Source organism: Qipengyuania sp. NPDC077410 (assembly GCF_044543405.1).
Classification (GTDB): Bacteria; Pseudomonadota; Alphaproteobacteria; order Sphingomonadales; family Sphingomonadaceae; genus Qipengyuania; species Qipengyuania pacifica.
In genome coordinates, this window is record NZ_JBITWB010000001.1 from 33,299 (window position 1) to 46,297 (window position 12,999).

Here is a 12,999-nt window from a genome sequence, read left to right on the forward strand (position 1 = left end):
CGGGACACGCAATGACCGCACAGACCGACCTGCCCACCGGACAGGATTTGCTTGCCGAGATCGACCGCCTCCGCAAGGAGAAGAACGCGATCATCCTCGCGCATTATTACCAGACCGCCGATATTCAGGATATTGCCGACTTCGTCGGCGACAGCCTCGAACTGTCGCGCAAGGCTGCCGATACCGATGCTGACGTGATCGTCTTTTGCGGCGTGAAGTTCATGGCCGATACGGCCAAGATCCTCAGCCCTGAAAAAATCGTAGTCCTGCCGGACATGGACGCCGGTTGCAGTCTTGAAGACAGCTGCCCGCCCGAAAAGTTCAAAGCCTTCCGCGAAGCGCATCCGGATCACATCGCGCTCACTTACATCAACTGTTCGACGGAAGTGAAAGCGCTGAGCGACGTCATCGTCACCAGTTCGAGCGCAGAAACGATCATCAGCCAGATTCCTGAAGACCAGAAAATCATCTTCGGCCCCGACCGGCATCTGGGCGGCTATATGAGCCGCAAGTTCAACCGCGAAATGCTGTTGTGGCCGGGCGTGTGCATCGTGCACGAAGCCTTCAGCGAAACTGAACTGCTGAAGCTCAAGGCGCAGCATCCCGGCGCCCCGGTCGCAGCCCACCCCGAATGCCCGCCGACGATCGTCGATCATGCCGATTATGTCGGCTCGACCAGCGGCATCCTGCAATTCGCGCAGACTTTCGAAGGCGATACGCTGATCGTCGCGACCGAGCCGCACATCATCCATCAAATGGAAAAGGCGCTGCCTGAAAAGAATTTCATCGGCGCCCCCGGTGCGGATGGAAACTGCAGCTGCAACATCTGCCCCTATATGGCGCTGAACACGATGGAAAAGATGTACGCCTGCCTGCGGGATCTGGAACCGCGCATCGAGATCGAGGAAGGCCTACGCCTCAAAGCCAAACAGAGCCTCGACCGCATGCTGGAAATGGCCAGCGGAACGATCGGCAAAGGCGATCTGGGCAAAGTCTGAACCGACTAATGGCCGAAAGCCTTCGCCGATACACCAACGTTCTTTCGCTTTTGGACATGCTAAAGAGCGAAAAACTGACCTTGTTGCCGCCTACCCGCTGGTTCGACCAGAACGACGCTCTAGGCCTGAAAGCGTACTCTGATCTGCGTGGCAAGGGCTCTGTCTATGCTCTCTGCTTTGCGGAGGGGTACGAGCAGGCACACCACTGGCAGATTTTTGCGAGCGGCACCCATGGTGTTGCTATACAGTTCGCTAAGGAGAAGCTTGTAGTGGATTTGGAGCGGGCCAAGACGTATGACGAAGTGGTACATGGACCGGTCGAATATAGAAATCTGAAGCAAATCAGAGAGCTCGGGAACATACCTCTAGGAGATCTTCCTTTTCTGAAGCGCGACACATTCAAAGCCGAGCAGGAGTATCGCATCGTTGCTTGGTCAGATGAGTTTTTCGCTCTCGACACTTACCGAATTCCAATCTCCCTTTCGTCGATTGATCGCATCGTGCTTGGTCCCGGCATGCCAGATACTCTCGCTCAGTCGCTTCGTGAAATTGCAACGGCACTACCGGGCTGTAGCGACCTACGTTTCACCAAATCCAGGCTAGTCAACAACAAGAGTTGGGCCGAGGTCATTAATTCCGGTGTCGAATACCTTTACGATGAACACAGATAACTTGACTGGAGAGAATATATCATGGTCGCACGCTGGGCGCTGGCCGCCGCACTCGCATTCGCTCCCACGACGATAGCCGCACAGGATACGGACGCAGACGATCCGTATATCTGGCTTGAGGAAATTCAGGGCGAACGGGCCCTGGCAAAGGTCGATCAGTGGAACGCCGATACCGAAGCCGTCCTGACGGCTCAGCCAGAATATCCGCTTGCCAAGGCATGGGCGAAGCAGATCCTCGACGATACGCGTCAGATCGCCCTGCCCGATGCCATCCAGGGCGACATGGTGACCAACCTGTGGCGCGATGCGCATAACCCCCGCGGGCTGTGGCGGATCGCCAGCCTGGAAAGCTATATGGCCGGGGCCCCTGAGTGGCGGGTTCTGATCGACGTCGATAAATTGGGCGAAGACGAAGGACAGAGCTGGGTCTGGCACGGGGCCAATTGCCTTGCCCCCGAATACGCCCGCTGCCTTATCGCGCTCAGCCCCGGTGGCACCGACGCTGATGTCGTCCGTGAATTCGATGTCACCACCGGCCGCTTTGTCGATGGCGGCTTCAGCTTGCCGGAAGCGAAGTCGAACGTCGCGTGGTTCGATGAGGATACGCTGTTCGTCGGCACGGACGAAGGCGAGGGATCGCTGACGGATTCGGGTTATCCGCGCCTGGTCAAACTCTGGGATCGTGGCACGGATTTCTCCACTGCGCGCCAGATTGCGGAAGGCGAGCAGGCCGATATCAGCGCTTCGGGCTTTTCGGTGCTCGACGGGGATACACGCTGGCGCTTCGTCAATCGCAGCCCGAGCTTCTGGACCAACCAGATCTCCCTCGTAAAAGAGGATGGCAGCACGGTTCCCCTGCCCTTGCCCGAGGATGCCGAATTCGAGGCGGTGCTAAACGGCCTTGTCATTGCGAAGCTCAATTCCGCGCTCGAAACGACAGGCGGCACCGAACAGCCGGGAGCCCTGGTTGCATGGTCGCTCCAAAGCGTTCTCGACGGCTCCGACCCTGCGCCCTTCGCCGTTTTCCGGCCGAGCGACACGCAGGCGATCGAAGAAGTGGCCGCTTCGGAAACCAAGCTGTGGGTCAAGGTTCTCGATGACGTTTCAGGAAAGCTGATCGAACTTTCGCCCGGCCAGTCCGGATGGACGGCGCGCGACATGGAACTGCCTGCGAACAGCACGGTCCAGATTGCCGAAACCAGCGGCAGGGGCGATACTGCCTTCGTCACGGTAGAGAGCATGCTCACGCCTCCCACGCTCTACGCCGTTCCCAGCGAAGGCGAAGCGGTCGCCATCGCCAGCGAGCCCGCCCAGTTCGACGCAAGCAAGTTCACGGTCGAACAGAAATTCGCCACTTCGAAGGATGGCACCAAGGTTCCCTATTACCTCGTTCGGCCGAAAGATGCGCAGGGACCGCTGCCCACGTTAATCCATGCCTATGGCGGCTTCCGCGCGGCGCAGACACCCAAGTACCTCACGGCGGAACCCTATCGAAGCGGGCCGCTGGGGCTGTTCTGGGTTGAAAGCGGCAATGCCTATGTGCTCGCCAATATCCGGGGCGGCGGCGAATACGGGCCACGCTGGCATGAGGACGCCCTGCGCGAAAAGCGGCAGAACAGTTTCGATGATTTCCATGCGGTGGCCGACGATCTCGTGGCGAGCCGTCTGACGACGCCGGGCCACATCGCTGCGAGCGGCCGGTCGAACGGCGGTGTGCTGGTGGGCGCCGTCGCCAACCAGCGGCCCGACCTTTACGGCGCCATCATCAGCGGAAGCCCGCTGATCGATATGCGCCGTTACAACAAGCTTCTCGCGGGTGCGTCCTGGATGGCGGAATACGGCAATCCCGATGTTCCCGAGGATTGGGCCTTCATGAAGGAATGGTCCCCCTACCAGAATATGTCGGACGGGCCCGACGTACCGGCCGCCTTCTACTATCTGTCCACATTGGATGACCGGGTGCATCCCGGTCATGCTCGCAAGGCTGCCGCCAAGCACGAAGCGTACGGCCAGACATTCTATTATCACGAATACCGCGAAGGTGGGCATTCGGTCGGTTCCGACCATGAAGAAGACGCGAAGCGCGCGGCCCTGCTCCTCTCCTATCTGAACCGGGAAATCGGCAAGGATGCGGATTAAGGCACGCAATTGCAGGTGAAGCGTTCATCCCCTGATCAACATTGGCAGGGGATGGCCGCTTGACCGCCGACATTCGTTTTTTCTGGGCACGGCTTAACGCGAATTACTGGTTCTATCCGGCGTTGTTTTCCATCGTCGCGGGAGTGCTGGCTTTCGTTATGGTCGCCCTCGACCGCGCAGGCTTCGCGGAGTTTCTGAACGACATAAGCTGGATCGTCCCTGCACGTCCCAAGGGCGCGTCCGACATGCTCACGGTCATGGCGGGCAGCATGATCGGCGTCGCTTCGACCGTATTTTCGATTACAATCGCTGCAGTTGCCTATGCCAGCGGCAATTACGGTCCGCGGCTGCTCACGAATTTCATGGAAGATCGTGGCAACCAACTGAGTCTGGCGACCTTCATCGGCAGTTTCGTTTATGCTCTCGTCGTTCTGCGCGCTGTCAGGACAGAAGACGAAACGCCGACGAATGCCCTCGATGCAGCAACCACGGCCCTTCCCGGTTTCGTCCCGCAATTATCACTGCTTGTGGCCTATGCCCTCATGGGCATGTGCGTGGCGGTCCTCGTTTATTTCCTCAATCACATCCCTTCCAGCATTCGCATCAACAAGGTTCTCGAGGGGATCGGAGAGAGATTACTCAAGGCAATCCGGGAAACATATCCTGTCGAGGAAGAGTTTCGCGACGCGGTGGAACAGAAAGGCGGCGAGCCGCTGAGAGCTTGGCATACCGGGTATGTGCAGCTGATCGATTTCGAAGATCTGGAGAAAATCGCCAAAGAATGCGGCTGTACCTTTTCGCTACGCATACGCACCGGCGATTTCGTCCATTGCGAGATGCCCTTTATCGATGTCGACGGATGCAACCCGGACGACGTCGAGGAGCGGGTTCGCAAATGCTTTACCCTGGGCCCATCACGCACTCCCGAGCAGGATCCGCAATTCCTGATCGACGAGTTGGTAGAGATCGGACTGCGGGCCTTATCGCCAGGGATTAACGATCCCTTCACCGCCATAACAGCCCTGCATTGGTTGGGGGCAGCGACAGCAGAAATCGGGCGACGGGATCTGCGTAAGGACATCTGTGGTAAGGATGCGGACGATTGCCCGGTCATCCCCCTGCCCGACGATTTCGCCCATTATGTTAGTCGCGGTTTCGGAGCGATCCGCAGCGCAGTTGCGGATTCCCCGATTGCAGCAGAAGTGATGCTCGATACGCTCGCCAACGCAGCCATCCCGGTTCAGGATGAGCGCCGTCGCGCCCTTCTGAAAGACCAAGCGGACAAGCTTGCAGGTCAGGCTCGCCTATCTTTGGTCGGGCCCGACCTCGACCGTTTCGAACGCCACGTAAGCACTTTCAACAAGGCCTTCTGGTAATCCTATCGAACGCGCCCAGCCTTGCCCGGGGCTCGTGCCAAGACAAGTGCTGCGCCGACCAGCACCATACCACAAATATCGAGCGGCTCGAGCAATTCGCCGAATGCCAGCCATCCCACGGTTGCCGCGATGGCAGGCTGGGTCAGCAGCGCCATGCCGATGACCAGCGGCGGGAAATTTCGAAGGGAGAATACCAGCAACCCCTGGCCGATGACCTGGCTACTCAGGGCGAGCACCAGAATGGGTGTCCATCCAGCGGCACCGGGCCAAACGGGTTCGCCTGCCGCGACGGCCATGCCCAGCAATATCGGCGCTGCCGTCAGGCTGACCAGCAACAGGACAAACCAGGATCCGAGGACCGCTCGCGCCCGCTGGGCAGGCAACAGATAGAACGCATAGAATATGCCGGCCGCTAGACAGAACAGGTCGCCGATAAAGGTCGTTGCCGAAATCTCCATGCTACGGCCCAGCAGGATCCCTGCTCCTGTAATGGCAGCAAATACGCCCACTCCTTCCCGGCCCGAAGGAGCGCGACGGGCAGCGATCAGGCCCCAGACCATCAATATGATGCTGCCGGCGTTTCCGAACAATGTGGCATTTGCCAAACGGGTTCGCTCGATCCCGATGTGCCAGCTTGCCAGATCGACCGCGAAGAAACCTCCGGCGATCAGGCAAAGCACTGTCAGCTTCTTGTCCAAGGGCCCGGCCGAACGGGACCTCCAGGCCAAAAAAGCCAGTATCGGGACCGGCAGGATGAGACGCCAGAACCCTGCCGATACCGGTCCGGTATCGGACAGACGAACCAGCCATGGGCCGAGCGCCAATGCCGCATTTCCCGCCAGCAACGCTGCAAAGTGCCATGCACTTGCCTGAAAGCCATTCTTGTCCGGCCGGCTGCTTGTCTCGTCCATGACGCGCCCCTAGCTCAAAGGCCAAGTCGCGCCAGCAAAAAGGATTTGCCCCGCATGCACGAAAGTCTGTTTCAACCACTCACCATGGGCTCGCTCGAAGCCGCTAATCGCATATTCATGGCCCCGCTGACCCGCGGTCGATCGACCCAGCCCGGATCCATCCCCAACGACATGATGACAACGTATTACCGTCAACGTGCCGGCGCAGGGCTCATCATCACCGAGGCTACTGGTATCAGCGTCGAAGGCCTTGGCTGGCCCGCTGCGCCTGGTATCTGGAGCGATGAGCAGGTTGAAGGCTGGAAGCAGGTCACTAGTGCCGTTCATGAAGAAGGCGGTCTGATCGTCCTGCAAATGTGGCACATGGGCCGACTGGTGCACCCCCTGTTCCTCGGCGGGAATCCGCCAGTTTCCGCCAGCGCAACCAAAGCGCCCGGCCACGCGCATACTTTCGAAGGACGTAAAGATTACGAACAGGCGCGCGAAGCCACGAAGGAAGACATCGCGCGTATCGTGGAAGATTATCGCCACGCCGCAGAAAACGCCAAAAAGGCCGGGTTCGATGGAGTGCAACTGCACGGAGCGAATGGCTATCTCGTCGACCAGTTCCTGCGGGACAGCACCAATCTGCGGACCGATGAATACGGCGGCAGTGCCGAAAACCGCACTCGATTCCTGCGCGAAGTGCTGACCGCCCTTGTCGATGTGTGGGGTGCCGATCGCGTCGGCGTCCGTCTGTCGCCCAATGGCGAAACGCAAGGCTGCGACGACAGCGATCCCGCGACGACTTTCGGTGCGGCTGCCAAGGTCGTGGAAGAGCTCGGCCTCGCGTTCCTGGAACTTCGCGAGCCGGGTCCAGACGGCACCTTTGGTAGCACCGACGTGCCAAAGCAGAGCCCGCTCATTCGCAAAATCTATTCCGGCGCGCTTATCCTCAACAGCGACTATTCGCCCGAGGAAGCGACTGCCGATATCGATGCCGGACGTGCCGATGCGGTAAGCTGGGGCCGGGACTTCATTTCGAACCCCGACTTACCGACCCGCTTCCGGATCGGGGCGGAAATCAGCCCCAATGTGAACGTACCGCATAGCTGGTATGGTCGCGGGCCTGAAGGATATGTCGATTATCCGGCGTTGAGCGAAGCGGAGCAGACCGCCGCAGAATGATCTCCGTTGCCGGTCGGGGATCTCAATCCTCGGCCGGCTCGGCAGCCTCATCCGGTTCGATCGACGCCGATGCGGCATCCGTTTCCGGATCGACACCCGGTTCTGTAAACTCGCTGGCTTCAGCCGCTGTCTCTCCACTTGAGCGTGACGGAGTTTCCGGCATGGGCGGCGATTGAGAACGCAGCTGATCGAGCGGGATCATAGCGTCGCTGATCGTTCCGCCGAGTACTTCCCCTTTCGCACCTCGTCCGGCTTCCGCCTCGGTTTCCTCAGGTGGGGCATCGTCGCCGCAGGCGGACAGCAAGATCGCACCTGCGACGAGACAAAGTGTCGAACGATAATTCATGGCTGCGCACAGGCCTTTCCATCGAGCGCTCCGAGAAAATCCGCGAAGCGCGCCCGCAATGCCTCATCGAAGGCTGCGGGTGCAAGATCGATTCCAAGCCGCTGCAGACTGGTCACACCAAACTCCTCAATGCCGCACGGGACGATCCCCGTGAAATGCGACAGGTCCGGGGCGAGATTGACGGAAAAGCCGTGCATGGTGACCCATCGGCGGACACGCACGCCGATGGCACCGATCTTGGCCTCGCGCCCATCAATGTCACGCGTCCAGATGCCGATCCGCCCTTCACTGCGCCAGCTTTCGACACCGATGTCGGCGAGCGTGTCGATGACCCATCCTTCAACCGCATGAACGAAGCAGCGCACGTCACGCCCGCGTTCCTTCAGGTCAAGCATGACATACCCAACCCGCTGACCGGGCCCGTGATAGGTGTAGCGCCCCCCGCGGCCCGCTTCGACAACTTCAAATCTGGGATCGAGCAGTTCGGAACCGGTCGCGCTTGTTCCTGCCGTATAAACGGGGGGATGCTCTAACAGCCACACCATTTCCCGCGCCTCCCCTTCGGCAATGGCGCGGTTGCGTACAGTCATTTGGTCTAGCGCTTCACGATAGCCTACAGGCGCTATCTCGCTCCGCCATTCGACGTTTTCGGGGGCTATGGTCGACATGTGCGATTGCGTGGCGACTGACGAAGCGCTTATCAAGGGGCAAACAGAGGGAAGCTGCATGAAATTCGATCTCGACACCGCCTGGAAAGACACCACCAGCCTGTTGACCCGGAACCTCGGGCTTCTGGCAGTCATAGCCGGGGTCTTCTTCTTCATTCCCTATGCTGGGATTGCCATCGCGCTGCCCGGGATGGGCGAACTCGAAACGGCACAGGCGAGCGGAAATGTCGATGCCATGATGGCTGCTGTCACCGACCTCTATAAAACCTACTGGTGGGCCTTCCTGATCATCGCGATTCTTCAGGGGATCGGACTTCTTTCGATGCTCGCGCTGGTGCGACGCCGCGCCAATCCGACGGTGGGAGAGGCGCTCTCCACCGGTTTGCGATCGGTGCCCAGTTATATTGCTGCGCAGCTTCTACAGACGGCCCTTATCGCCCTCATAGCCGCATTGCTCGTTGGTATCGGGGCGGTGACGGGCGTCTCTGCGCTCGCGGCGCTGGGCGGCATAATCGGCTTTGTCGTGATCTGTTACGTCGTGGTCAAACTGTCGCTAGCGGCACCGATCATTGCAATCGAAGGGGAATTGAACCCGGTCAAGGTGCTGAGGCGATCTTGGGCGCTGACACGCGGCAACAGCGTTCGCCTGTTTTTCTTCTATCTGCTGCTACTGGTCGCGTTCATCGTTCTCTCCGCGGTCATTTCGCTCGTACTGGGGCTGGCCTTCGCATTTGCGGGCGAGCAGGCGGCACTGTTCGGCGACGCCGTAGTTTCGGGCATTGTAAACGCGGCAATGATCATCGCCATGGTTTGCGTCATGGCGGCGGTGCACACCCAGCTATCGAGATTTGCCAGCCATGGTCCGGCGGGCGCGGAAGACTAGTCCTTAGCGTCTTTCCAGCCCCAGAAGAGTTGGCAGGGGAGCACGTTCCAAAGCTCGAAACCGCGGTCGATCCTGCGAAAGTGTTTCGCCATGAAATCGCGTGCCTTGGCCGAGAACTGGTAAACCAGGAATGCGCCGCCTGGACGCAGGACTTCGTGCGTCGCTTCGGCTATAGCGGGCCCTACGCCGTCGGGGAGCGTCGAAAAAGGCAAGCCGGACAGGACGTAATCCGCGCCGTCATGACCATGCGCCTTCACGATGTCGATTACATCGGCAGCAGAGCCATGTACGGCATGAAACCGGCTGTCGCGGAAATGCTTCTTCAGATAGTCGATATAGAGCGGGTTGGTGTCGATGACGATCAGCGAACCATCGCGCCGAAGCCGGTCGAGCACAGGCTGGCAGAACGTTCCGACACCGGGGCCGTATTCGACGAACACCTCGCAACGTTGCCAATCCACCGGCGCCAGCATCTTGTTGATCGTAAAGCGCGAGGATGGGATAATTGAACCCACCATCCGCGGTTCTTCGACGAACCCGCGAAAAAATACGCCCCACTGCCCGAAAAGCCGCGAAGCCCGCTTGCGCAAACTCGGCCGTGCGATGGCACCAGCACCGTGATGTCCGGTCAAAATTGCGTACCCTGTGACTGTTTCATCGAACCCCGCCTGTGCCAGCCTGTCCAACCCATTGCAAGGTCGCTGACGGCGGCGTACCGCCGGTACCATGGCCGACTTTGACCCCGTGAAAACCAGGACCGCGCCTCCAGCGTCGCGTTCGCACGCTATCCCGCGTTCGCGCATGGCGCTGCTATTCATGGTCATGCTGACGACCGCCGCGGGCAATACCGCCATGCAATCCGTCATGCCTTCGATCGGCACCTCGCTCGGCGTGGACGATGTGTGGATCAGCCTGGCTTACAGTTGGTCGGCGCTGCTTTGGGTGGTCTGCGCTCCGATCTGGGCGGAACGTTCGGACAGAAGGGGACGCAAGGCGATGATGGCGCTCGGCATATCGGGCTTCATTGCCAGCTTCCTGCTGTGCGGGCTGATGCTGTGGCTGGGCCTTGCCGGCATTCTCCCCGCCTTCTGGGCGCTCGTGCTGTTTGCCGCAGCGCGCAGTTTGTACGGCGGTTTCGGCAGTGCTGCGCCGCCTGCAGTCCAGGCCTATGTGGCTAGCCGTACGCCAAGGTCGGAACGCACGCAGGCGCTTTCCCTTATCGCCTCCAGCTTCGGCCTTGGAACGGTGATCGGGCCGGCGCTTGCGCCCCTGATGGTCATGCCGGTGCTTGGCCTTGCTGGGCCGTTTCTCGTTTTTGCCCTGATCGGGGCGGTCACCCTGATCGCACTGAGGCTGCGCCTTCCGAACGACGAACCCCAGTTCGCCGCTCGCGGTAGCGCGTATGAATCGCCCTATTCCGGCAGCCCTACATCCGAAGTTGCAGAGGAAACCCGCGATGACGACGAGGATGAGGATTACGGGCCTGAACCAGGCAAATTACGCTGGTTCGAGCCGCGGCTGCGCCCCTGGGTCATCTGTGGCCTTCTTGGTGGACATGCGCAGGCGATGGTTTTGGGCATTGCAGGGTTTCTGGTTCTCGACAGGTTGGGACTTCGTAGCGATCCCATGGCGGGGGCGGGGCCTGTAGGTCTGGTTCTCATGGCTGGTGCAATCGCCACGCTTCTTGCGCAATGGGGTCTGATACCGCGCCTTAATCTCGGCCCCCGGGCAGCTTCGCTTTCGGGCATCGCCATTGCCGCGGTCGGCACGATCGTTCTCGCCCTGGGACAGAACCTGCACACGATCGCGCTCGGCTACTCCATCGCTTCCTTGGGCTTCGGACTTTTTCGCCCGGGTACCACATCCGGAACATCCTTGGCCCTGACCCGTGCGGAGCAGGGTCGAGCGGGCGGCATTACGGCGTCGGTCGCCGGTGCGAGCTTCATCTACGCGCCGGCTCTAGGGGTCTGGCTCTACAACCATTCCGACTGGCTCGGCTTTGGTTTGATCGTAGCGCTCTGTAGCATCGTACTGGTTTACGGCTGGACCGCTTTGCAGGCCGACAGCACGCTGACACAGGATCGCCGCTAGAGGATTTCGAGTACCAGATCCTGCGGACGGCACAGACGCGCACCCTTTTCCGTTTCCACCAGTGGCCGTTCGATCAGGATCGGATCGTTCGCCATTGCCGCCAGGATTTTCTCGTCCGAAGCATCGGGAAGTCCGCGTTCTTCGGCATCGGTCCCGCGAATTCGCAAACCGTCTCTCGGTGCGATCCCTGCATCCCGGTACAGCTGCGCGAGCTTTTCCGCGCTGGGCGGGTTTTTGAGATACTCCACCACTTCGACATCGACTGAAGACAGGTTTTCGAGAATGGCCAGCGTCTTGCGCGATGTGCCACACTTCGGATTATGCCAGATGGTCGCTTTCACGCCTCGATCTCCATGGTTCTGTTCAGTTCTCGCTTGGGTCCGACAATGCCGGAATCTCGCGCGCTGCGTCGCTCGCGCTTATCCCTGGCGCCGGCGCCGCGCTAATGATCTCTTGCCGCTTGGCGACGCGTCCCGCGCGCTGGATGGACCGGACTAACCGCGGATACACCCCGCAACGGCATAGGTTGGGGATTGCAGCCTTTATCTCTGCCTCCGACGGAGAACCGTTCTTTGCCAGCAGAGCGCTGGCCGCCATGACTATCCCCGGCGTGCAATAACCACATTGGATCGCCTGCTCTGCTACCATAGCCTGCTGGACAGGGTGCGATCGGTCGCGGCTGAGCCCTTCGATCGTCGTGATGAAGCGACCTTCGGCTTCGGCGATGGTGATCAGGCAGGAACGCAGCGCTTCGCCATCGACGTGTACCATGCAGGCACCGCAATCACCCTCACCGCACCCATATTTGGTGCCGGTCAGGTTTGCCGCATCACGCAACGCCCATAGGAGCGGGGTATCCGGTTCCAGTAGGAAACGCACCGGTTTCCCATTGACTGTCATGCTGGTCATGAAACGGGCTTAGCTCAGGAAGTCAATATTTCCAGCTATCGTCGATCTTCGACACGCGGCGTTTCCACGCTTCGAAATCGAACACGCCAGCACCGCCCTGCGATGCCATGACCGAAAGGTCGCGTTGATGAACATCGACCACGTCCTGCGAGATGATGTTCGCCTCGCCCTGGCTGAGCGTAGCCACCTGAATTTCGCAGGCCCGCTGCAATGCCCACATTTTCACGAACATACCTGGAATGGTCTTGTCCATGACTACCGGGCCATGATTGCGCAGCATCAAGATCGAATGATCGCCGAGGTTTTCGACAAGTCGCTCGCCTTCCTCTGCGCGCACCGTGACACCTTCGAAATCGTGATAACCGATCTGGTTCTGAAAGTTGCAGGCATAGAAATTCGTCGGAACCAGTCCGTCTTTATGGCTGCAGACCGCCATGGTCGCTGTAGTGTGCACGTGGCAGATCGCGTCTGCGCGGCGGCCCAGATGTTTATGGAAATAGGCGTGCTGCGTGAAGCCGGCCTTGTTGACCATATATTGCGACTGGCCGACGTTGTTTCCTTCCACGTCGATCTTGACGAGGTTCGAAGCCGTCACTTCGTCATACAGCAGGCCGAACGGGTTGATCAGAAACACGTCTTCTTCGCCAGGCACGGCAACCGAAATGTGATTGTAGATGCTCTCGCCCCAGCCGAGATGGTCGAAGATGCGATAGCAGGCCGCAAGGTCCTGACGCGCCTGCCATTCCGCATCGCTGCATTCGAAATCGCGTGTCTTCATCTGGGTTGCCATGGCGCTCTCTCCATAAGAGGTTTTGTTTCGGGACCTGTATCGCATGGCGC

14 protein-coding genes are annotated in these 12,999 nt (G+C 59.8%); 7 read left to right on the forward strand and 7 right to left on the reverse strand.

Translation table 11 applies throughout. The features are described 5' to 3' along the window. Window positions 1-11 precede the first annotated feature (11 nt). The 4 genes from nadA to ACIGGE_RS00175 are packed head-to-tail and all read left to right on the forward strand — an operon-like array spanning window position 12 to window position 5,184. On the forward strand, window positions 12-998 hold the full coding sequence (nadA, locus tag ACIGGE_RS00160) for a quinolinate synthase NadA (protein ID WP_103022442.1): 987 nt from the start codon (window positions 12-14) through the stop codon (window positions 996-998). A gap of 8 nt (window positions 999-1,006) precedes the next feature. Beyond that, a complete protein-coding gene (locus tag ACIGGE_RS00165) occupies window positions 1,007-1,669 on the forward strand; it encodes a hypothetical protein (protein WP_397489046.1) in 663 nt (220 codons plus the stop codon). 21 nt (window positions 1,670-1,690) lie between these two features. Continuing rightward, on the forward strand, window positions 1,691-3,808 hold the full coding sequence (locus ACIGGE_RS00170; RefSeq protein ID WP_397489047.1) for a prolyl oligopeptidase family protein: 2,118 nt from the start codon (window positions 1,691-1,693) through the stop codon (window positions 3,806-3,808). A 59-nt stretch (window positions 3,809-3,867) separates the two neighbouring features. Further along, complete coding sequence (locus ACIGGE_RS00175) at window positions 3,868-5,184, forward strand: DUF2254 domain-containing protein (RefSeq protein WP_103022706.1); 1,317 nt, start codon at window positions 3,868-3,870, stop codon at window positions 5,182-5,184. Between the two features lie 2 nt (window positions 5,185-5,186). On the opposite strand, the gene ACIGGE_RS00180 is transcribed toward ACIGGE_RS00175, so the two are convergent. After that, on the reverse strand, window positions 5,187-6,095 hold the full coding sequence (locus ACIGGE_RS00180) for a DMT family transporter (RefSeq protein WP_397489048.1): 909 nt from the start codon (window positions 6,093-6,095) through the stop codon (window positions 5,187-5,189). Between the two features lie 54 nt (window positions 6,096-6,149). On the opposite strand from ACIGGE_RS00180, the gene ACIGGE_RS00185 reads away from it, so the two are divergent. After that, window positions 6,150-7,262 carry an alkene reductase gene (locus tag ACIGGE_RS00185; RefSeq protein WP_221597970.1) on the forward strand — a complete coding sequence of 371 codons (1,113 nt, stop codon included), beginning with the start codon at window positions 6,150-6,152 and terminating at the stop codon, window positions 7,260-7,262. A gap of 22 nt (window positions 7,263-7,284) precedes the next feature. Here ACIGGE_RS00185 and ACIGGE_RS00190 read toward each other — a convergent pair whose 3' ends face one another. Then, entirely contained in the window at window positions 7,285-7,608 is a 324-nt protein-coding gene (locus tag ACIGGE_RS00190; RefSeq protein WP_397489049.1) for a hypothetical protein, read from the reverse strand. Continuing rightward, window positions 7,605-8,276: a lipoyl(octanoyl) transferase LipB gene (lipB, locus tag ACIGGE_RS00195; protein ID WP_222828334.1), complete on the reverse strand. Its 672-nt coding sequence runs from the start codon at window positions 8,274-8,276 to the stop codon at window positions 7,605-7,607. The genes ACIGGE_RS00190 and lipB overlap by 4 nt, the downstream gene beginning before the upstream one ends. A gap of 58 nt (window positions 8,277-8,334) precedes the next feature. Here lipB and ACIGGE_RS00200 point away from each other — a divergent pair, with 58 nt between their 5' ends. Further along, the gene (locus ACIGGE_RS00200; RefSeq protein WP_397489050.1) at window positions 8,335-9,159 is read left to right on the forward strand and encodes a glycerophosphoryl diester phosphodiesterase membrane domain-containing protein; all 825 of its coding nucleotides are present in this window, start codon (window positions 8,335-8,337) and stop codon (window positions 9,157-9,159) included. Here ACIGGE_RS00200 and ACIGGE_RS00205 read toward each other — a convergent pair. Next, on the reverse strand, window positions 9,156-9,764 hold the full coding sequence (locus tag ACIGGE_RS00205) for a methyltransferase domain-containing protein (RefSeq protein WP_345725382.1): 609 nt from the start codon (window positions 9,762-9,764) through the stop codon (window positions 9,156-9,158). The two genes, ACIGGE_RS00200 and ACIGGE_RS00205, sit on opposite strands and share 4 nt — an antisense overlap. Before the next feature lie 121 nt (window positions 9,765-9,885). Between ACIGGE_RS00205 and ACIGGE_RS00210 the strand changes: the two genes are divergently transcribed. Further along, window positions 9,886-11,250 (forward strand): MFS transporter, encoded by a 1,365-nt coding sequence (locus tag ACIGGE_RS00210; protein WP_397489051.1) that lies wholly within the window; start codon window positions 9,886-9,888, stop codon window positions 11,248-11,250. Here ACIGGE_RS00210 and arsC read toward each other — a convergent pair. The 3 genes from arsC to ACIGGE_RS00225 are packed head-to-tail and all read right to left on the reverse strand — an operon-like array spanning window position 11,247 to window position 12,949. Next, complete coding sequence (gene arsC / locus ACIGGE_RS00215; protein WP_301642260.1) at window positions 11,247-11,591, reverse strand: arsenate reductase (glutaredoxin); 345 nt, start codon at window positions 11,589-11,591, stop codon at window positions 11,247-11,249. The two genes, ACIGGE_RS00210 and arsC, sit on opposite strands and share 4 nt — an antisense overlap. Window positions 11,592-11,613: 22 nt before the next feature. Continuing rightward, on the reverse strand, window positions 11,614-12,159 hold the full coding sequence (locus tag ACIGGE_RS00220; RefSeq protein ID WP_196846817.1) for a (2Fe-2S)-binding protein: 546 nt from the start codon (window positions 12,157-12,159) through the stop codon (window positions 11,614-11,616). Window positions 12,160-12,181: 22 nt separating this feature from the next. Continuing rightward, entirely contained in the window at window positions 12,182-12,949 is a 768-nt protein-coding gene (locus ACIGGE_RS00225) for a class II aldolase/adducin family protein (RefSeq protein WP_196846818.1), read from the reverse strand. Window positions 12,950-12,999 lie beyond the last annotated feature (50 nt).

Coding starts and splice junctions, on each gene's coding strand:
- ACIGGE_RS00190 (WP_397489049.1), bottom strand. CDS start 7,608: ATGAATTATCGTTCGACACTTTGTCTCGTCGCAGGTGCGATCTTGCTG.
- ACIGGE_RS00180 (WP_397489048.1), bottom strand. CDS start 6,095: ATGGACGAGACAAGCAGCCGGCCGGACAAGAATGGCTTTCAGGCAAGT.
- ACIGGE_RS00165 (WP_397489046.1), top strand. CDS start 1,007: ATGGCCGAAAGCCTTCGCCGATACACCAACGTTCTTTCGCTTTTGGAC.
- ACIGGE_RS00220 (WP_196846817.1), bottom strand. CDS start 12,159: ATGACCAGCATGACAGTCAATGGGAAACCGGTGCGTTTCCTACTGGAA.
- nadA (WP_103022442.1), top strand. CDS start 12: ATGACCGCACAGACCGACCTGCCCACCGGACAGGATTTGCTTGCCGAG.
- ACIGGE_RS00200 (WP_397489050.1), top strand. CDS start 8,335: ATGAAATTCGATCTCGACACCGCCTGGAAAGACACCACCAGCCTGTTG.
- lipB (WP_222828334.1), bottom strand. CDS start 8,276: ATGTCGACCATAGCCCCCGAAAACGTCGAATGGCGGAGCGAGATAGCG.
- ACIGGE_RS00185 (WP_221597970.1), top strand. CDS start 6,150: ATGCACGAAAGTCTGTTTCAACCACTCACCATGGGCTCGCTCGAAGCC.
- ACIGGE_RS00170 (WP_397489047.1), top strand. CDS start 1,691: ATGGTCGCACGCTGGGCGCTGGCCGCCGCACTCGCATTCGCTCCCACG.
- ACIGGE_RS00210 (WP_397489051.1), top strand. CDS start 9,886: ATGGCCGACTTTGACCCCGTGAAAACCAGGACCGCGCCTCCAGCGTCG.
- ACIGGE_RS00225 (WP_196846818.1), bottom strand. CDS start 12,949: ATGGCAACCCAGATGAAGACACGCGATTTCGAATGCAGCGATGCGGAA.